General features: G+C 61.8%; 16 protein-coding genes and 2 tRNA genes. 10 read left to right on the forward strand and 8 right to left on the reverse strand.

What is annotated here, in order from left to right; translation table 11 throughout:
- The first annotated feature begins 40 nt into the window (after positions 1–40).
- Positions 41–1,921, forward strand: coding sequence for a LysM peptidoglycan-binding domain-containing protein (locus WNM05_RS18575; protein ID WP_434629683.1), 1,881 nt, complete (start codon positions 41–43; stop codon positions 1,919–1,921).
- Positions 1,922–1,963: 42 nt separating this feature from the next.
- On the opposite strand, the gene WNM05_RS18580 is transcribed toward WNM05_RS18575, so the two are convergent.
- Positions 1,964–3,016, reverse strand: coding sequence for an FUSC family protein (locus WNM05_RS18580; protein ID WP_434629686.1), 1,053 nt, complete (start codon positions 3,014–3,016; stop codon positions 1,964–1,966).
- 4 nt (positions 3,017–3,020) lie between these two features.
- The gene (dtd, locus tag WNM05_RS18585) at positions 3,021–3,473 is read right to left on the reverse strand and encodes a D-aminoacyl-tRNA deacylase (RefSeq protein ID WP_434629689.1); all 453 of its coding nucleotides are present in this window, start codon (positions 3,471–3,473) and stop codon (positions 3,021–3,023) included.
- A gap of 110 nt (positions 3,474–3,583) precedes the next feature.
- Here dtd and yaaA point away from each other — a divergent pair, with 110 nt between their 5' ends.
- The 3 genes from yaaA to WNM05_RS18600 all read left to right on the forward strand — a co-directional run bounded on the left by yaaA (position 3,584) and on the right by WNM05_RS18600 (position 6,274).
- Positions 3,584–4,357: a peroxide stress protein YaaA gene (gene yaaA, locus WNM05_RS18590; protein WP_434629692.1), complete on the forward strand. Its 774-nt coding sequence runs from the start codon at positions 3,584–3,586 to the stop codon at positions 4,355–4,357.
- A 459-nt stretch (positions 4,358–4,816) separates the two neighbouring features.
- Complete coding sequence (locus WNM05_RS18595) at positions 4,817–5,866, forward strand: hypothetical protein (RefSeq protein ID WP_434629695.1); 1,050 nt, start codon at positions 4,817–4,819, stop codon at positions 5,864–5,866.
- Between the two features lie 33 nt (positions 5,867–5,899).
- A complete protein-coding gene (locus tag WNM05_RS18600) occupies positions 5,900–6,274 on the forward strand; it encodes a hypothetical protein (protein ID WP_434629697.1) in 375 nt (124 codons plus the stop codon).
- Between the two features lie 166 nt (positions 6,275–6,440).
- On the opposite strand, the gene WNM05_RS18605 is transcribed toward WNM05_RS18600, so the two are convergent.
- The 6 genes from WNM05_RS18605 to WNM05_RS18630 all read right to left on the reverse strand — a co-directional run bounded on the left by WNM05_RS18605 (position 6,441) and on the right by WNM05_RS18630 (position 14,257).
- Positions 6,441–8,573 (reverse strand): acyltransferase family protein, encoded by a 2,133-nt coding sequence (locus WNM05_RS18605; protein WP_434629700.1) that lies wholly within the window; start codon positions 8,571–8,573, stop codon positions 6,441–6,443.
- A 434-nt stretch (positions 8,574–9,007) separates the two neighbouring features.
- Positions 9,008–9,084: transfer RNA gene (locus WNM05_RS18610), tRNA-Met, on the reverse strand.
- A gap of 453 nt (positions 9,085–9,537) precedes the next feature.
- Positions 9,538–10,161, reverse strand: a complete 624-nt coding sequence (locus WNM05_RS18615; RefSeq protein WP_434629702.1) for a VC0807 family protein — start codon at positions 10,159–10,161, stop codon at positions 9,538–9,540.
- A gap of 124 nt (positions 10,162–10,285) precedes the next feature.
- Positions 10,286–10,471 carry a hypothetical protein gene (locus WNM05_RS18620; protein WP_101709353.1) on the reverse strand — a complete coding sequence of 62 codons (186 nt, stop codon included), beginning with the start codon at positions 10,469–10,471 and terminating at the stop codon, positions 10,286–10,288.
- 317 nt (positions 10,472–10,788) lie between these two features.
- On the reverse strand, positions 10,789–12,849 hold the full coding sequence (metG, locus tag WNM05_RS18625; RefSeq protein WP_434629705.1) for a methionine--tRNA ligase: 2,061 nt from the start codon (positions 12,847–12,849) through the stop codon (positions 10,789–10,791).
- A gap of 154 nt (positions 12,850–13,003) precedes the next feature.
- Positions 13,004–14,257: an MFS transporter gene (locus tag WNM05_RS18630; RefSeq protein ID WP_434629708.1), complete on the reverse strand. Its 1,254-nt coding sequence runs from the start codon at positions 14,255–14,257 to the stop codon at positions 13,004–13,006.
- Positions 14,258–14,533: 276 nt separating this feature from the next.
- Between WNM05_RS18630 and apbC the strand changes: the two genes are divergently transcribed.
- From apbC to WNM05_RS18660, 6 genes are all read left to right on the forward strand, one after another.
- Positions 14,534–15,685: an iron-sulfur cluster carrier protein ApbC gene (gene apbC / locus WNM05_RS18635; protein WP_434629710.1), complete on the forward strand. Its 1,152-nt coding sequence runs from the start codon at positions 14,534–14,536 to the stop codon at positions 15,683–15,685.
- An 8-nt stretch (positions 15,686–15,693) separates the two neighbouring features.
- On the forward strand, positions 15,694–16,473 hold the full coding sequence (murI, locus tag WNM05_RS18640; RefSeq protein ID WP_434629713.1) for a glutamate racemase: 780 nt from the start codon (positions 15,694–15,696) through the stop codon (positions 16,471–16,473).
- 44 nt (positions 16,474–16,517) lie between these two features.
- A complete protein-coding gene (locus tag WNM05_RS18645; protein WP_434629714.1) occupies positions 16,518–16,961 on the forward strand; it encodes a ribonuclease domain-containing protein in 444 nt (147 codons plus the stop codon).
- The gene (locus WNM05_RS18650; protein WP_434629717.1) at positions 16,952–17,230 is read left to right on the forward strand and encodes a barstar family protein; all 279 of its coding nucleotides are present in this window, start codon (positions 16,952–16,954) and stop codon (positions 17,228–17,230) included. Before WNM05_RS18645 ends, WNM05_RS18650 begins: the two co-directional genes overlap by 10 nt.
- A 394-nt stretch (positions 17,231–17,624) precedes the next feature.
- Entirely contained in the window at positions 17,625–18,860 is a 1,236-nt protein-coding gene (locus WNM05_RS18655) for a dicarboxylate/amino acid:cation symporter (RefSeq protein WP_434629720.1), read from the forward strand.
- 115 nt (positions 18,861–18,975) lie between these two features.
- Positions 18,976–19,065, forward strand: a tRNA-Ser gene (locus WNM05_RS18660).
- Positions 19,066–19,203: the final 138 nt, after the last annotated feature.

Raw genomic sequence — 19,203 nt, forward strand, 5'->3', positions numbered from 1 at the left:
GTTTAGCATCAGCCGGAATCGGAATTACGGGCCTGTCTGAATGAAACGCTTTACCCCATTGGCACTCGCCGTGTCGCTCGCATTGCTGTCCGCATCCCCGGCCATGGCCGGCGCGGACGCCTTCGCCCCGTCATCGGGCGTCGACGAAGGGCTGGCCGCCGGCCTGGACATGATGCTGCTGAACTCCAGCCTGCTGCGCAACGGCGACGACGTCTGGAAACGGGCGCGCGAAGGCTTCCAGCTCGACGAGGTCAACGCCGACGTCGTGCGCCGCCAGGAGCGCTTCTACGCCAGTCGGCCCGAATACTTCAAACGCACGCTGGACCGCAGCCGGAAATACCTGTTCCACATCATGAACGAAGTGGAACGCCGCGGCATGCCGACCGAGATCGCGCTGCTGCCTATGGTCGAAAGCGCCTTCGTTCCCACCGCCAGCTCGCGCGTCGGCGCCGCCGGCCTGTGGCAGTTCATGCCGGCCACCGGCCGCCACTACGGTCTGGAGCAGACCTGGTGGTACGACGGCCGCCGCGACGTGATGGACGCCACCCGCGCCGCGCTCGACTACCTGCAGAACCTGTACGCCCAGTTCGGCGACTGGAACCTGGCGCTGGCGGCATACAACTGGGGCGAAGGCAATGTCGCCCGCGCGATCGCCAAGGCCCAGGCCAGCGGCCTGGAGCCAACCTACGAAAACATCCGCCTGCCGAACGAGACCCGCAACTACGTGCCCAAGCTGCTGGCGGTGCGCAACATCCTGCAGAACCCGGAAAAATACGGCGTCCGCCTCGACAAATTCCCGAACAAGCCCTACTTCGTCGCGGTTTCCACCGGCAAGCACATGAACATCGACATCGCCGCCAAGCTGGCCGGCATCTCGGTGGCGGAATTCAAGGAACTGAATCCGGCCTTCAATCTGCCGGTATACGCCTACAAGGCCGGCCGCCAGATGCTGTTGCCGGCGTCCAGGGCCGACCGTTTCGAAGCCAATCTGGAAAAGTGGAACAAACCGCTGCTGACCTGGGAAGTCTACATTCCCAAGGGCGACGAGAACGTCAACGCCGTGGCCGGCGACCACGGCATGAGCGCCGGCCAGCTGCTGGCGGCCAACCGCATCAACGGCGCGACGCTGCGAGCCGGACAGCCGGTGCTGGTGGCCGTCAACAAGCGCCTGAACGACGGCCAGCCGCTGGAATCGGTCGATACGCCGCTGGCCGACACCCCGGCCGACGTGACGATGATCGCCCAGGCCGAGACCACGCCGGCCCCGATGCCGGCCATCGCCACGGCCCCGGCCGCCGCGCCCGCCGTCGTCCAGGTCGCCTCGTCTGCGCCGGCGCCGCAGGCCGTGCCGGTCTCCGCGACGGCCTCTGCGGCGCCGCAAGCGGCGGAACGCCTCGTCGTCGCCCGGCAGGATGCCGCGGTCGACGCGTCTGCCGTTCGCCAGGCCGCACTGCTCGCAGCGGCGGCGCGCCCCGACGACGGCCCGGCCCGCTCGCTGGCGGCGCGCAGCCTGGGCAGCTACACCGTCGCAAGCGGCGACACGCTGTACAGCATCGCCCGCCGCAACAACCTCAGCGTCGACGAGCTGAAGATGCTGAACCAGCTGAACGACAATGTGGTCCAGGTCGGCCAGCAACTGCGGCTGAAGATGGCCATCCAGGCCGATACCCAGCTGGCCGCCGGCGACGACGACGACAGCGGCGGCGAACCGGCGCTGCTGAAAGTCTCCGACAACCGCCCGACCTCGGCCCCGGCCGCGTCGGCGCGCCACAGCACCGAATACGTGGTGAAACGCGGCGACACGCTGTACAGCATCGCCCGCCGCTTCGGCGTCACCCACCACGACATCCACCGCCTCAGCGGCGGACGCCAGGCCACCCATATCCAGCCCGGCCAGAAAGTGAAGATCGTCGGCCTGTAACATCGGCTGGACATGGAAAACGGCCCGGAAGCGGGCCGTTTTTCATTTCGATCGGCGCCGAAGCCGGCGCACCAGGCTGCGCGCCGGCGGCGGCGCGGCGATCAACAGCGGCAATATCAGCTGCAACTCCCTGCGTAGCGCCTCCGCCGTCAGCGCCAGTTCGGCCACCAGCCAATGGCAATGCGACGGCCGCAGCATCGAGGCCGGATTGTCGGCCGCCGGCAAAGGCTCGGACAATAGTTGAGGCTGGTTGAAACGCAAGGCGTGGGCCGCCCGCAGCAGCGTGCGGACGATGGCGCGGCGCGGCGAACGGTCCTCGGCCAGCGCCGGCGTGACTGCGGCCACCTCGGCCATCCGGTCCAGCAAGGTCCAGATGCCGCGCTGAAAACCCTGCACCCGCTCCAGTTGCGGCGAAGACAGCGACGATTCCTGCGTCACCGACGCCATCAGGCCCCGCATGCGGATCAGCCTGTCGTTGAACTGTTCCAGCGCCGCCTCGTCCACCAGCGGAAAGCGTTGAGCGATGCGGTTGTACAGCAGCGCCGCCTCGCGCAGATTGTCGGCCAGCAGGAAACGCCAGCTGTCTATCGCCCGCAGCGGCAGCGTAGCCGCCGCCGCCATGCCGATCAGCGAGCCGACCAACACATTGCAGCTGCGCCACAAGGCCTCGTTGATCGGCTCGTCGCCGAGCCCGCCGACGATGACCAGCGTGATGCCGGTCAGCAGCGCCAGATAGCCGCCGCGGCCCTGCGCGTGCCAGGTGCTCAGCGCGATCACCATCAGCATCCAGCCATAACAGGCGTACGGCGACACGCCATGCAGCACGATGGCCACCAGGCCGGCCAGCGCCCCCAGCAGCGAACCGCCCATCCGCTCCAGCGCCTTGCGCCTGACGCCGCCCCAATGCGGCACGCCGCCCAACACGATCAATATCGTCACCAGCATCCAGCCGCCGTGCGGAATGCCGCTGGCGACCACCAGCGCCAGGCCGGCCAGGAAGGCGAGCGCCACCCGCAGCACATGCACCTGGCGCGCGTAACGATTCAGATAATAAGGCACCACCAAGACCCGCCATGACTGCTGCCAGCGACTCATCGCGCTACTCCGGATCGCGGCTGTCCAGCCAGATGGTGACCGGACCGTCGTTGATCAGACTGATCCGCATGTCGGCGCCGAACACGCCGGTCGGCACCGGCCTGCCCAGCGCGGCCGACAGTTCGTCGACGAAACGCTCGAACAGCGGCCGGGAGATCTCGCCGCGCGCCGCGCGCGAGTACGAAGGCCGGTTGCCCTTCTTCACGCTCGCATGGAGCGTGAACTGGCTGACCGCCAACGCGTCGCCGCCGCAATCGAGCAGGCTGCGGTTCATCACGCCGTCGGCATCGTTGAAGATCCGCAGCTGACTGATCTTGCGCACCAGCCAGACGATGTCGTCCGGCCCGTCGGCCTCCTCGACGCCGACCAGCAGCAGCGCGCCCGCGCCTATCTCTCCGCTGATCCGCCCGTCCACCGTCACCGCCGCCTCGCTCACTCTTTGCACCAACACCCGCATGCCTGCATTCCTTGTCGTGACACCGGTTTCATTCTACCCACTCCACGGCGGCGGACGCGAGCCGTCCCGCTTCGGTACAATAGCGCCAGTCAAAGAAAAGGAATCGCCGCATGTTGATGGTCATCTCGCCGGCCAAGACGCTGGATTACCAAACGCCCCCCGCCGTCGATCAGCACAGCCAGCCCGACCTGCTGGACCACAGCGCCGAACTGATAGATGTTCTGCGCAGCAAAAGCCCGCTGGACATCGCCAAGCTGATGGACATCAGCGACGCGCTGGCCAATCTGAACGTGGGCCGCTACGCCGACTGGCAGCGCCCGTTCACCACCGGCAACGCCAAGCAGGCGATCTACGCCTTCATGGGCGATGTCTACGAAGGCCTGGACGCCGGCAGCCTGAGCCCCGCCGCCACCGGCTACCTGCAGCAGCGCCTGCGCATCCTGTCCGGCCTGTACGGCGTGCTGCGCCCACTGGACCTGATGCAGGCCTACCGGCTGGAGATGGGCACCCGCCTGAGCAACGGCCGCGGCAAGAATCTGTACGAATTCTGGGGGGACATCGTCACCGCCAGGCTCAACGCGCAACTGGACGCGCTGGGCCAGCGCACGCTGATCAACCTGGCTTCGGACGAGTATTTCAAGTCGGTGAAGCCGAAGGCGCTCGATGCCGCCATCGTCACGCCGGTGTTCCAGGACAGGAAGAACGGCCAGTACAAGATCATCAGCTTCTACGCCAAGCGCGCGCGCGGCCTGATGGCGCGCTGGGCCGCCGAGCGCGGCGTCACCGATCCGGAACGGCTGCGCGACTTCGACAGCGAAGGCTACGCCTTCGATCCCGCCGCCTCCAGCGAACTCAGCTGGGTCTTCCGCCGCGACCGCGAATAGCCCAAGTCGCCATCGCGCCCATCGAAGGAAACCTGCGCCGCGTGAGCGGATGCCGAAGCACCAAAACCGAGGCCCAGCCTCGGTTTTTTGCTTGGCGCGGCAGAGCGGCATCCGTGCCGCGTCATCGCCTCCCGGCGATGGGCGCCGCGTACCGATCGTGTCATGACTGCAACGATGCGAATCGTCGGAACAGAAATTCTATTGACTATTCGCACAAATAGCAGTAAATCTTTAAACAACAACTAACAAATCATATCGATTGGCAAGCTCATGGAACGCGAGGCAGCAGTCGAGTGTGGATCCGGCATATCAGCGGTGAATACGCCGAGGCTTGAGAAGCGGAAACCGCGAACCGTCTGATCCACGAAAGATTGGCAATGCCAGCCGCGGCGACAGGCGCGCGATCGCACGCGATGGAGCGCCGCGGAATACGGCATTTCACTTCAAAGGGAAACAAAGATGAGTACGGTAACAGCAACGATCCCAAGCTATGAGATCGACAACGGCATACGCCACCTCCTGACGCCGCAGAATCTGATCGAACTCGGCCTCACCTGGGAGGCGCTGCAGACCTTTCTGGCAGCCGAGAACTTGAAAATCGACGGCCAGTCGCCGGACGGGATATCGATCAACGAGTCGGTCTTCGGCAACTATTCCGGCCCGAATGCGGCCACGCTGGGCTGGATGGCCTACTTGAATGTCGGCGAGCCGCTGATCGAAGAGCGCGCCGACGTCATTCAACCGCCGGCGGACATATTGTCCACCCGTGTCTATGCGAATCGCTCGGGGGAGGCCAGACAATTCAGCGAGTCGGTCGAGTTCGCCATCTCCAATACGATCAGCTGGTCTCTCGCCGGCACGGCCAACCTGACATTCGGCGGCCGGGCCAACGCGGTGCTGACGGCGCAGTTGCAGGAAAGCCTGGCAAACAGCCTGGCGAACACGACGTCGAACACGCATATCCAGCACGATCACCCGGACAATGAGGGCAGCGAAGATCAAAGCCAAACCGCGCAAACCACGACGGCCACGACGGCCACGACGGCAACCGGCTCCAGCAGCGGCACCGGCGAAGTCTTCGCCCATCTGCTGCTTGGCATCACCGGCGCCGTCAGCGGATCGGTGACGACCGGATGGGCCTCGAACTCCTCGCTGTCGGGCAATATCGCGGCGACAAGCCGCGTGGAGACGATGGTCAGTCAGCGGCGCCAGGTCAAGCAGTACATCTACGAACTGCCGATCAACGTCGCCGGGTATATCGCGCTGCACTACCCCGAGCCCGTCCCGGTCGGCGACACCCCCCCGCAGGCTGCGTCGACCGAAAAGGTCAATGTGATCGCCCGCAATATCAGCCGGCTCAACAACCTGCTTCCGGCCGGCAAGGCGTATCGCTCGAAGGGCATAGCCGAAACGGTGTCGTCGCTCGATGTCGAGCACACCGTCTTCGCGACGGAGCCGATCTATGCCGCGAACAACGAACTCAGCATCAAACGGCCGCATTACCTTTAATGCCGCATCAATGAACAGACAAGGATAGCGATCATGGTCTTTGACAACACTTTCAGCACAGCCCAAAGCGCCTCCCGGACAGGGACCGTCGCGGAGGACGGCATAGCCGGCTATATACCGCACACGCCCGCCGAGTCCATCACGATACCGCCGCACGATCCATCGAAACCGTTCACGCCGGGGCCGCAGGATCCGAAAATCGTGCGCGAGACCTCGCCGCAGGCGCAGGCGGTATTCAATCTGATCAGCACGCTGACTCAAACGATGGGACAGGCCGCCGTACAGCAGAACCAGGCCTCGAACGACCCGGCGACGACGGTGGATACCGCCGCGCCCATCATGAGCCAGGCCGATCCGATCACGAACCGATATCCGGGCAGCATCCTGCATCCGGACAAGGCGACCTAGTTGGCATCTCTTGCTGACGGAAAATTTTCCGCGACATAGCCACACTCGGAAAAGCAGAAAACCGAGGCATAGCCTCGGTTTTCTGCTTATTGATTGGGAAAAAGACGACAGCACATCTGTGCTTATTACAGCACTGAGCATCAAAATTTTAGCCTAGCCGGCTGGCCTATTTTAAAAATGCATCAGTGACCATAGGCCCCAACTGCCTGGCAAGAAAACGCGACCCGCTCAATGAAAGATGATGATCGTCGCGATATAAGATTTCTCCATCTTTCTTTGCCCAGCATAAGCGGCTGTCACAAAAATAAGATCCTGCATCAAAAATCTTCACTTGAGGAAAATCTTTTAACACATCGATTACTAGTTTCCTATACGCTTTGTTCGCGTCATCAAAATTTGTCCGCTCCATCGCGCATGGCGTACGCTCATACTTGTGATTCAAAAGCCGGAATGGCCTTCCATCCACACATACATTTGGACTAAAATCCAACTTTGGCGAATCGAGGACATAAATAACCTTTTTACCTTTTGCCAATAGACGACTTAGCGTATCTCGCATTCCAATCGTCCAAACCTGCTTTTCATCTTTTATTTCCGGATGGCCTGCCAAAAATAACTGCTGCTCCCCTTCTTTATGAGTTGGAATATAAGCTGAGCCAAATGTCGACATCACGACAACCTTGACTGAGTTGGTATTCTCAGCAACAGAAATAGCTTCATTAGTCAAATTCGTTGCCGTCGGCAAATAACTTAAATCTCCGGTCACATGCCCTACATTAAGCAATGGAGGCCCCCAGCCTCGGCCTGTAACCGACAAATTCAAAATATTGAACTTTGAATTTCCCTTGAAATATTCCGCCAAACCAGGGAATAAATGATTCGCATGCGAATCCCCGATTATCATCACAGTAGGAGGGACATCCCTCTGCAAGCGGCATGCTTTATCTTCGCCAAAATTCGGATACTTTCTCAGACATTGGGCATCTTGATATTCTTGATGCACACCATCTCGCAGAGGAGGCATCCCCCACGCTGAAAATGGCTCATTAGCCACACTAAGAAAGTGCTCCATTTTCAAATTGACAGATTTTCTTACAATACCTCTATAGCTACCATATCCTATAATCGCGACAGCAATCATCATAGCGCTCAGCGATATGATTTTTAACGAATTCTTTTTACTGAAACGAACCGGTTTTTCAATAAACTGATAGGTTCCCCAAGCCAAAAAAAAGCTTAGAAGCAGCGCTAAAATTCTGAAAATAGCCTTAGGAGTCTCCCCCTCCATTATCTGCAAAAAAGACAATATAACCCAGTGCCACAGGTATAGGGGATAACTAATCAATCCGATAAAAACCATCACTCTATTGGCCAGGATTTTTCTATTTACCCATGAGTCAGGGCCAGCCAAAATCATCAAAAAAGCGCCAAATACCGGCAGCAGGGCCCACCATCCGGGAAAGGGTTTACTTTTGTCGATATTAAAAATCGCAGCCAATGCAAGAAAAAATCCGACAATGGAAAGAATATTGTTCAATACATGCCGCCGTCTTTCTATCGCAGGAGGCTTATTAAATACTAGAGGATGGAAAACAATGTACTTTACCCTACCTATAAAACCATCGTATTTAAACAATTGAATATAAGCAAGAATAGAGCCCGCCAAAAGCTCCCAAAACCTGGTTTGCGGCAAAAAGTATGCTTTGACTATATCAAATTTTGTATCATGAACACTTTGCTCAAAAGAGAAAAGAAAAATGATCAAGACAACAGTTAATGCATTTAAGCCAAAACGCCATACCAACCACATCAAAGCAGGAAAAATCAGATAAAACTGTTCTTCCACTGCAAGCGACCATAAATGAACCAGGGGCTTTAGCTCAGAAGCATTATCAAAATAACCAGCCTCTTTCCACAGCACAATGTTCTGAACAAATCCCGCTCCTGCAGAAATATGCTTACCCAGCTGTTTGAATTCATCCGGCAACAGCACGAACCAACCGATGCCAAAAGCTGTCAGCAAAACCAGCGTCAGCGCCGGGAAAATCCTATTTATCCTTTTGGCATAAAATTCAGAAAAACTGAACTTCCCGCTCTCCAACCCTTTGAAAATAATACTGGAAATCAGATAGCCAGAAATCACAAAAAAGATATCGACACCGACAAAGCCGCCATGCACCCTGAATGGGAACGCGTGATACATGACCACTGCCAAAATGGCGATGGCGCGCAAGCCATCAATGTCAGGGCGATAGGTGAGATGCGGGTTGGATTCTTGGGATGGGGAAAATATACGCATGAGCAGGACTGCGACTAGCCTAGCCTTCGGCAAAAACCAGCATTCTACCTGTTACGCCGGCATCTGCGTAAGCATTCGACATTCAACAGATACTGGCTGCAAGCCGATCCTCGCCGTCAAGGACGATAGCCATACGCGGTTAGGCAGAGCCCCCGCCAACGCGAGCACTGTCGTGATAGGCGACGGAGCTCACCGACGCTGTAGCAAGCAGCTAATGCCGTATGAATTTCAGGCGCGCAGCAAAAGATTGTCGGAAGAAAACGGAAGAAACGGCGGCAAAACCGAAAAGCCGCACCATCAGAAAAAACCGCCACCATGGCAAGCCGGCACAGTCGGCGTTAATGCCCGGAGAAGCCGGGCACCCAAAGCCCGGTGCCGCGAAATCCAATGCAGGAATGCAAAAAACCGAGGCATGGCCTCGGTTTTTTGACTGTTGGTTGCGGGGGCAGGATTCGAACCTACGACCTTCGGGTTATGAGCCCGACGAGCTACCAGACTGCTCCACCCCGCGTCTGAATTCTGTTCTGCGCTTCGTGCAGAGAGGTGAACTATACGTTAACAGAAACGCCTCGTCAACACCCTTTGTAAAAAACATCGCGCTGCCCCGATGCGTCGCTACACATTCTTTAACAGTTGGCGACGGCAAAAACATAAGCGGTCAACAAAAGACCGCTACATTGACAGCGTGGTCGGCAACGTCGCGAAAGCGGCGCTGCAAACGCCTCCCGGACCCGATCTGCCAATCGCGTCCGGAAGCGAATCCGGCCCTGTGCATTTTGACGGGCGTTGCGCTCTGTCGGCGACTGCCAGCGCGGACAGATTTGGTAATGCCTGTTCTCCTAAGTGTTCATCACGGAACTTCGGGCCGCCTTGTGCGGCCCATTTTTTTGTCTTCACTCAGGAGGCAGGACTGGCTTCATGATACTCGAATCAAATAATTAATGCCAATCAGACACCACTTTTGTCACATTTGCGCCGTCGCGGCCAGACTGCCGGCCAGACGTCGGCGCAACAACCAGGTCGCCGCGCACAAGCCGCCCATCACGGCATAACCGATCCACGGCAACAGCAGCAGCGAGCGCTCCACCGGCCAGTGCCAGGCCAGCCAGCTGCGCAGCAGCATTTCCAGCACCAGCCCGCAGCCCCACAGCAAAGTCATCGCCCGCATGCCGCGGCGAAACAACGGCCGCTGCCACAACTGCTCGCAATGCTGGCGTCCATCGTCCCGCTGGCGCTCCATCGTCGCGCGGGCCAGATAGAACACCAGCGGCCGCGGCAGCAGCAGCGACAGCAGGAAGGCCGCGCCGAACAAGCCGCCCAGCAAAGACTCGCGCAGCAGCAGCATCCGCCCGCCGCCGCCCAAGGCCATCGCCGCCAGCGACAGCACGATGCCCAGCAACACCAGCGTGCTCAAGGCATCGACCCGGCGCTCGCGCCACAGCTCCCAGCCGCTCCACAGCAACGGCGGCAGCGCCGACAACAGCAGGCCGCCCATTTCGCCCCAGTGCGGCTGCGCCCAGCGATAGCACAGCCACGGCAGCAGGAAATTGACCAGCAACTCCAGCAACAGCCTGACTCGTTTAGTCATGACATGAACATTTTAGGAAAAACCGAGAAATTGCCGGCTTTCGGCGTCGCCGTCAAGCACAAGCCCCGCATCGGCGGGGCTTGGTCTGGCGTTCCGGCTCCGGACGGAGCCGGAGGAAATCGGTTCAGGCTGCGGCCTGGATGAAGCCGTTCGCGGGGTACATCGCGCTGGCCAGGCCGAGCGCGGACTTGAAAGTCACTTCAAACATCTTGCCGACCTGACGGATGCTGACCACTTCGTAGTGGACCACGCTGCCGCCGTCTTTGTGTTCGAACACTTTGTAGCCAGGCTTCAATTGCGAGATTTTCATATCTGCTTCCCTTTTTCTTTTTTTCACTAAAAACATACACATATCTGATGTTAGTCGCCGGGGTTTCCAAAAAGTTCCAGCCGACGCGGCGACCCGGGCGTATCCGTACGCGCACTGTAGCAAACGCGGATGACAGCGCCGTGACGCCTGTCATCCGGCAAAAAGCGCCTTGCCGGCAGAGACCTTCAACAGGCTTTAATACAAGACCCCAGCTACCAATATGGCGGCCGGGGTCCCGATAACCAAGATTCAGCAAACTACTTGGTGATACTACCTATTCGCCATGACCTGGATCAAGTCATCGCGGGACATGCGCGTCAACCGACGCGCATGCCCGGCTTGACGCCTGCGTCGACATCCAGCAGGAACAGGCCTTCGCCGTCGTCCAGGCCGGATGCGCAGACTATCATGCCCTGAGACACGCCGAAGCGCATCTTCCGTTCGGCCAGGTTGGCGACGACGATGACATGGCGACCGACCAGCTTTTCCGGCTCCTGGTAGGCCTTGCGGATGCCGGAGAAGATGTTGCGGGTCTCGAAGCCCAGGTCCACCTTGAACTGCAGCAGCTTGTCCGAGCCTTCGACGAAGGCGCATTCCAGCACCTTGCCTACGCGCAGGTCCACCTTGGCGAAGTCGTCGATCTTGATGGTTTCGGCCAGCGGCTCGTGCGCGGCGGCGGCCGGCGCGTCTTGGGTAGTTTGCATATTCTGCTTGTTCGCTTCTATCAGTTTGTCGATCAGCGCGGGGTCGATGCGCTGCATCAGGTGCTGGTAGGCATTGATCTTCTTGCCCAGCAGCAGGGTCTGCGCATCGCTCCAGCAAAGCGGCGCCACGTCCAGGAAGGCTTCGACGCCCTCGGCCAGCTTGGGCAGCACCGGCTTCAGATAAATCGTCAGCAGGCGGAAGGCGTTGATCAGCACGGTGCAGACATCCTGCAGCCGGGCATCCTGTCCTTCCTGCTTGGCCAGCTCCCAAGGCTTGTTGGCGTCGACGTAGCCGTTGACGATGTCGGCCAGCGCCATCACGTCGCGCAGCGCCTTCGCGTATTCCCGCGCCTCGTAAGCGGCGGCCAGTTCCTCGGCCGCGGCCTGCAGCTTGGCCAGTATCTCGCCGTCGGACACCTCGGCGGCCAGCATGCCGTCGAAGCGCTTGGCGATGAAGCCGGCGGAGCGGCTGGCGATGTTGACGAACTTGCCGACCAGGTCGGAGTTCACCCGCGCGACGAAGTCGTTCAGGTTGAGGTCGATGTCCTCGATGCGGCCGTTCAGCTTGGCGGCGATGTAGTAGCGCATCCACTCCGGATTCAGGCCGCAATCCAGATAGCTCTTGGCCTGGATGAAGGTGCCGCGCGACTTGGACATCTTCTGGCCGTCGACGGTCAGGAAGCCGTGGGCGAACACACCGGTCGGCGCGCGCAGGCCGGAGTAGTTCAGCATCGCCGGCCAGAACAGCGCGTGGAAGTAGAGGATGTCCTTGCCGATGAAGTGGTACATCTCGGTCTGGCTGTCCTTGGCGAACCACTCGTCGAAGTCCAGGCCCAGACGCTCGCACAGGTTCTTGAAGCTGGCCATGTAGCCGATCGGCGCATCGAGCCACACATAGAAGTACTTGCCCGGCGCGCCGGGGATCTCGAAGCCGAAGTAAGGCGCGTCGCGGCTGATGTCCCAGTCCTGCAGGCCGCCGCCTATCCACTCGTTCATCTTGTTCAGCGACTCGGGCTGCAGGTGCGGCTGCACGGCGCCGTCGGCCCGCAGGCTGGAACCGCTGGTCCAGGACTTCAGGAAGTCCGCGCATTCGCCGAGGCGGAAGAAATAGTGCTCGGAGGTTTTCAGCACCGGCTTGGCGCCGGACACGGCCGAGTAAGGATTCTTCAGCTCGGTCGGCGCGTAGGTGGCGCCGCACACTTCGCAGTTGTCGCCGTACTGGTCCTTGGCGGAGCACTTCGGGCACTCGCCCTTGACGAAGCGGTCCGGCAGGAACATCTGGCGCTCCGGATCGAACAGTTGCTCGATGGTGCGGCAGGCGATCTTGTCGTCGGTCTTCAGCGCCAGGTAGACCTGCTCGGCCAGCGCCTTGTTCTCGGGGCTGTTGGTGCTGTAGTAGTTGTCGTGGCCGATCAGGAAGCCCTGCGAGTCGGCGACGTGCAATTCGCGCACCTCGTTCACCAGCTGCTCGGGAGTGATGCCGCGCTTCTCGGCGGCCAGCATGATGGGCGCGCCGTGGGTGTCGTCGGCACAGACGTAATAGCATTCGTGTCCGCGCATCTTCTGGAAGCGCACCCAGACGTCGGTCTGAATCTGCTCCAGCATGTGGCCCAGGTGCAGCCCCGCGTTGGCGTAAGGCAGTGCGCTGGTCACCAGAATCTTGCGTTTGGTCATTCGGATCATTCCCCAGTCAGGCAATCTCAAGCGGTCGATTATAGAGACAGAACGGACGGGCGGCCATCGCGCCGCGCCGCCGGCACCGCCGCGCGGAAAAAACACAAGCCCGGAACGCGCTGCGGCCGGGCTTGTTGTGGGCGGGGCGGCGGTATCAGGCGCTCTGAGCCGCCATCTCGCCCATCGCCGGCGCCTCGCGCTCGGCCATGGCGACGCCGACCATCCGGCGTCCCAGCGCCACATAGGCCAGCGAGAAACACAGCGCCAGCACGGCGAAGCCGGCCAGGCCGCCGGCCTGGTAGACCTGGCGGAACAACTCGATGCCGACGGCGTAGCCGGCCATGGCCAGCATGCTCATGCTGGCCGAGATGGTGCCGCGGCCGGCCCGGTCGGTCGACATCAGCGCGAAACGGTACAGCACGCCGAAGGCCAGGCCCTCGCCGAAGGCCATCAGGCTCATGCCGGCCACCATCCAGTATTGCGGCGCCGAGGACAGCAGCACGCCGCCGACCATCAGCGTCAGGCCGCCGACTATCGGCCACATGCCGATCAGCGCGGAGCGGCCCAGCGGCCAGCGGTCGGCGATCGCCGCCAGCGCCAGATTGCCGGCGATCAGGCCGCCGAACACCGGCAGTTGCATCAGACCGTACTCGACGGTGCTCATATGCAGGTCGCGCACCAGCAGCACCGGCGACAGCGCGATCCAGCCCATCAGCGGCAGCGCCAGCAGCGGAATGCACAGCGCCGCCAGCACGAAGCGGCCATGGCCGAACACCTTCATATAGTCGCGGCCCATGCTGGACAGCGGCAGCTTCTCGCCGCTGGCCTCGACCGTCTCCGGCATTTTCAGATACAGGCCGATCAGCGACAGCAGCGACAGGCCGGCGATGAACAGGAAGCAACTGCGCCACGGCGCCAGCTCGACCAGCGCCGCGCCGGCCAAGGGGCCGACCAGCGGGGCGATCAGCGCCACATTGGCCATCAGCGCGGTGACGCGCACGGCGGCGGTCTCCTCGAACGACTCCTGCAGCGAGGCGTAGCCGACGGCGTTGATGAAGCACAGGCCCACGCCCTGCAGCAAACGCAGTCCGATGAAGGCCTCGATCGAGCTGACCAGGTAGGTGGCCAGGCAGACGACGGTGAAATAGGCGACGCCGAACAGCAGGACCGGGCGGCGGCCGATGCGGTCGGACAGCGGGCCGGTCAGCCACGGCAGCAGCGCGCCGCCGATCAGGAAGGCAGTCATAGACGACGGCGCCCAGGAGGCGTCGACCAGAAACTCGCGGGTGACCGACAACATGGCCGGCTGGATCATGTCGTTGCAGATGTAGACGGCGAATTCGAACAGGACCAGGGCCAGCGGGAACAGCAGGTTGGACCGGGTAAGCTTGGCGTGTTTGGACTGCATAAAGCGGAGGAAGCCTTTCGATCAAAGAACAGGGCCCGCGGCCTGACGGGGCCGAGCCTTGGAACGCAAGCGCCGTGCGTTTGCGCCAACGAACCGGAAATTCTACGCTTTTCAAAGACTTTTATCAAAGAAAACTTATAAATCGAATCCTGATACGCAATGCCCCCCCCTGCCCGGCCGGGACGCGCAGGAGTAAGATACCGGGAAGGCACGGCGCGTATGCGCCCGGGACGGAATCCGATTAAAATCGTCTGATACCCCCATCCGGACTTCCGCATGTTCTCCAAACTCACCCGCCTGTTCAGCGGCCAAGCCGACCAGGCCACCCACAACGAAACCATGGCACAGCTCGAAACCCAGATTCTAGAAGCCCTGAAACCGCTGATCGACGCCAATACCGGCAAAGGCTATGTCGCGGCCAAGAACGTCAAGAACCTCAAGTGCGGCGACGCCGAGATCAGCCTGGACGTGGTGCTGGCCTATCCGGCCAGAAGCCAGTTCGACGCGGTGCGGCTGCAGTTCGAACAGGCGCTGGCGCCGCTGGCCGAAGGCCGCGCCGTCAAGGTGGCGGTCGGCAGCCAGATCGTCAGCCATTCGGCGCAGCGCGGCGTGCCGCTGCTGCCCGGCGTCAAGAACATCATCGCCGTCGCCTCCGGCAAGGGCGGCGTCGGCAAGTCCACCACCGCCGTCAATCTGGCGCTGGCGCTGGCCGACGAGGGCGCGCGCGTCGGCTTGCTCGACGCCGACATCTACGGCCCGTCGCAACCGTTGATGATGGGCCTGCAGGGACAGCGTCCCGAGGCCGTCGACGGCAAGCTGGTCCCGTTGAGCAATCACGGCGTACAGACGATGTCCATCGGCTACCTGGTCGACGCCGACCAGGCGATGGTGTGGCGCGGCCCGATGGTCAGCCAGGCCCTGCAGCAGCTGTTGAACGACACTCGCTGGGACGATCTGGATTATCTGGTGATAGACATGCCGCCGGGCACCGGCGACGTGCAGCTGACGCTGTCGCAGAAAGTGCCGGTCACCGGCGCGCTGATCGTCACCACGCCGCAGGACATCGCCCTGCTGGACGCGCGCAAGGGCGTCGCCATGTTCCAGAAGGTCGGCGTGCCGATACTGGGCCTGGTCGAGAACATGGCCATCCATGTCTGCTCCAACTGCGGCCACGCCGAGCATATCTTCGGCGAAGGCGGCGCGGCCAGGATGGCGCAGGACTTCGGCGTCGAGCTATTGGGCTCGCTGCCGCTGGAGCTGGCGATACGCCTGGCCGTCGACGAAGGCAGGCCCAGCGTCGTCGCCGATCCGACGGGCAAGCCGGCCGAACTGTACCGCGCCATCGCCCGCCGCGTCGCGGTGAAGGTCGGCGAGAAGGCTCAGGACTTCTCCGGCAAGTTCCCGAAGATCGTCATCCAGAACAACTGAGCCGCAGCATGATCGCAATGTACGATTCCGGCCTGGGCGGGCTGTCGGTGTGGCGCGCGGTGCGCGCCGCCCTGCCCGACTGGCCGATCACCTATCTGGCCGACCAGGCCTATTGCCCGTACGGCCCGCGCAGCCGCGACGAAATCATCGCCCGCGCGCTGAAGGTCGGGCATTACCTGATCAGCCAGGGCGCCACCATCCTGGTCGTGGCCTGCAATACCGCCACCACCGCCGCCATCGCCGCGTTGCGCGCCGAGCTCTCGCTGCCCATCGTCGGCATCGAGCCGGCGATCAAGCCGGCCGCGGCGATGAGCCGCACCGGCCGCATCGCGGTGCTGGCCACCGAGTACACGCTGGCCAGCGAACGCGTGAAAACGTTGCTGGACGATCATGCCGACGGCGTCGACGTGCTGCGCCGCGCCGGCCACGGCTGGGTGGAACAGGTCGAGGCCGGCGAGCTGTCCAGCGAACGCACCCGCGCGCTGGTACGCAAGGTGGTGGAGCCGCTGATGGCGGAGAACATCGATCACATCGCGCTGGGCTGCACCCACTACCCGTTCCTGGAACCGCTGATCCGCGAGCTCACCGGCGACGGCATCCAGCTGTACGATCCGGCCGAGGCCATCGCCCGCCGCGTCGACGACCTGCTGCGCCGGCACGGCTGCGACAGCCAGGGCGATCATTACTACCGCTTCATCACCACCGCGGCCGACGCCGGCGAGATGGCGCTGCGGCTGCCGCAGCTGATCGGCCATCCCTACCCGGTGGAGTCGCAGCCGCTGGACTAGCCGCGCCGAGCACGGCGCGGCCCACCTTCGCAATCGGACCCGCAATGAAAACAAGACTGTCATGGATGCTGCTGGCCGCGCTGAGCCTGCCGGTCCACGCCGCCCCCTCCTGCCTCGCCGCCGCCGAGCAGGCCAACCGGCAGACCGGGCGCCTGCTCGACGCCGCCGAACTGGCCGACGCGCTGCAAAGCCTGAACCGAGACGGCCGGCTGCCGGACAAATTCGTCACCAAGCGCCAGGCCCAGGCCGCCGGCTGGAAACCGGGCCGCAGCCTGTGGAGCGTGCCGGCGCTGCGCGGCAAGGCGATGGGCGGCGACCGCTTCGGCAATTATGAGAGACGCCTGCCCGCCGGCCAGTGGCAGGAGGCCGATCTCAACTACAAGGGCGGCAAGCGCGGCGCCAGCCGGCTGGTCTTCAGCCGCCAGGGACAGCGCTTCGTCAGCGTCGATCACTACAACCGCTTCATCGAGGTGGCGCCATGTCGCTAAACACATGCGAGCTGCGCGGCATCGGCAGCCTGGAACAGCTGTTCGAGCAACTGGCGGCGCAACTGCCGCTGCCGCCCCATTTCGGCCGCAATCTGGACGCGCTGTACGACTGCCTGGCCAACGACGTAGCCGGCCCGTTGCGGCTGGTCTGGCACGATGCCGCCACCGCGGAGCGGGCGCTGGGCGCCGACGTCTACGCGACCGTGATGGACATTCTGCAGGCGGTGGCCGACGAGCGCGGCGACGTCGCGCTGGACATCCGCCGCTGAGCGCGGCCGCCGCGGCAGGGCAGCCCCGACTGCCCTTCGCCCATGCCCGCGCCGGCAATTTAAATGCCAAAAGCAATTGATTTTGAAATAAAAATACAATTTTCATCGCAGGCCGGCCAGCATATTCGAATGCAAAGCGCAATTAGCGAAATCCTGCCAAGACAAGCTGTCGCTAACTCACTATAATCGCTAACCTTCGGCCGCTACTCCTGTCCGACAAAAACAGGAAACAAGCCAGGGAACCCGGCTAAAAACAATAAAGTAGCCAAGCCGCTTCAAGGCGAAGCATGCCGGACACACGGCAATCACGCATGACCACCTCACCCGATCAGATGTCATGTCATAAAGTGCAACGCTCGTTTCGAAACGTCTCCAAACAGGCAGGAACAACTCAATGAAGTCGAAAAAACTCACGGCCTTGATTCTGGCCGGCATGCTGCTGGGCATTCTGGTCGGCTATCTATTCCGTCAGTACGCCGGCAATGACGCGGCCGCCATCAAATCGTTCGCCGATGGCATGTCCATCCTGACCGACATCTTCCTGCGGCTGATCAAGATGATCATCGCCCCGCTGGTGATCTCCACGCTGGTCGTCGGTATCGCCAAGATGGGCGACGCCAAGTCGGTCGGCCGCATCGGCGGCAAGACCATGGCCTGGTTCATCGGCGCCTCGCTGGCTTCGCTGACGCTGGGCCTGATCATGGTCAACATCCTGAAGCCGGGCGTGGCGCTGAACCTGCCGCTGCCGGACCTGCACGCCGACTCCGGCATCAAGGGCGGCGCGATCTCGCTGAAGGACTTCGTCACCCACGCCATCCCCAAGAGCGTGTTCGAGGCGATGGCCAATAACGAGATCCTGCAGATCGTGATCTTCTCGGTGTTCTTCGGCAGCGCGATGGCCGCGCTCGGCGAGCGCGCCAAGGCCCTGATCGACGTCATCGACGTGGTCGCCCACGTGATGCTGAAGGTCACCAGCTATGTGATGAACTTCGCGCCGCTGGCGGTGTTCGGCGCCATCGCCGCCACCGTCGCCAAGGAAGGCCTGTCCATTCTCGGCACCTACGGCAAGTTCATGGCCGAGTTCTATCTGTCGATCGGCATACTGTGGGCGCTGTTGATCGCCGTCGGCGTGCTGGTCGTCGGCCCGCGCCTCTTGCACCTGATGGGCATGATCAAGGAACCGCTGCTGCTGTCGTTCACCACCGCCAGCTCGGAAGCCGCCTACCCGAAGACGCTGGAGCAGTTGGAGCGCTTCGGCGTGTCCAACAAGATCGCCAGCTTCGTGCTGCCGATGGGCTATTCCTTCAATCTGGACGGCTCGATGATGTACTGCACCTTCGCGGTGATCTTCATCGCCCAGGCCTACGGCATCGATCTGACGCTGGCCCAGGAAATCTCGATGCTGCTGATCCTGATGCTGACGTCCAAGGGCATGGCCGGCGTGCCGCGCGCGTCGCTGGTGGTGATCGCCGCCACGCTGTCGCAGTTCCACATCCCGGAAGCCGGCCTGCTGCTCTTGCTCGGCATCGACCACTTCCTGGACATGGGCCGTTCCGCCACCAATGTGGTCGGCAACTCCATCGCCACCGCCGTGGTCGCCAAATGGGAAGGCGAGCTGAAGCGCCATTGAGCGCCGCCGCCATCGAACGCCACCGTTATCGGTGGCGTTTTTCATGCAAGATTCCGCAACTTCGGTATTGACAGCAAGGAATGCCCAATCTAGAATGCGTTCCTCGACTGAAGCCGGAGAGGTGGCAGAGTGGTCGAATGTACCTGACTCGAAATCAGGCGTACGTGCGAGCGTACCGAGGGTTCGAATCCCTCCCTCTCCGCCAGTCACCCAAGGATCAAGGCTCTGCCACAGGCAGGGCCTTTTTTCTTGCCCGCCCGATGCCGTCCCGCCCTGTTTCGCACCGTCCCGCCCTCCCCCATGGTCGTTATCGCGCCGCTCCCGGTCCGCTCCCTCGGCACCA

This window comes from Chromobacterium sp. CV08, assembly GCF_051129845.1.
Classification (GTDB): Bacteria; Pseudomonadota; Gammaproteobacteria; order Burkholderiales; family Chromobacteriaceae; genus Chromobacterium.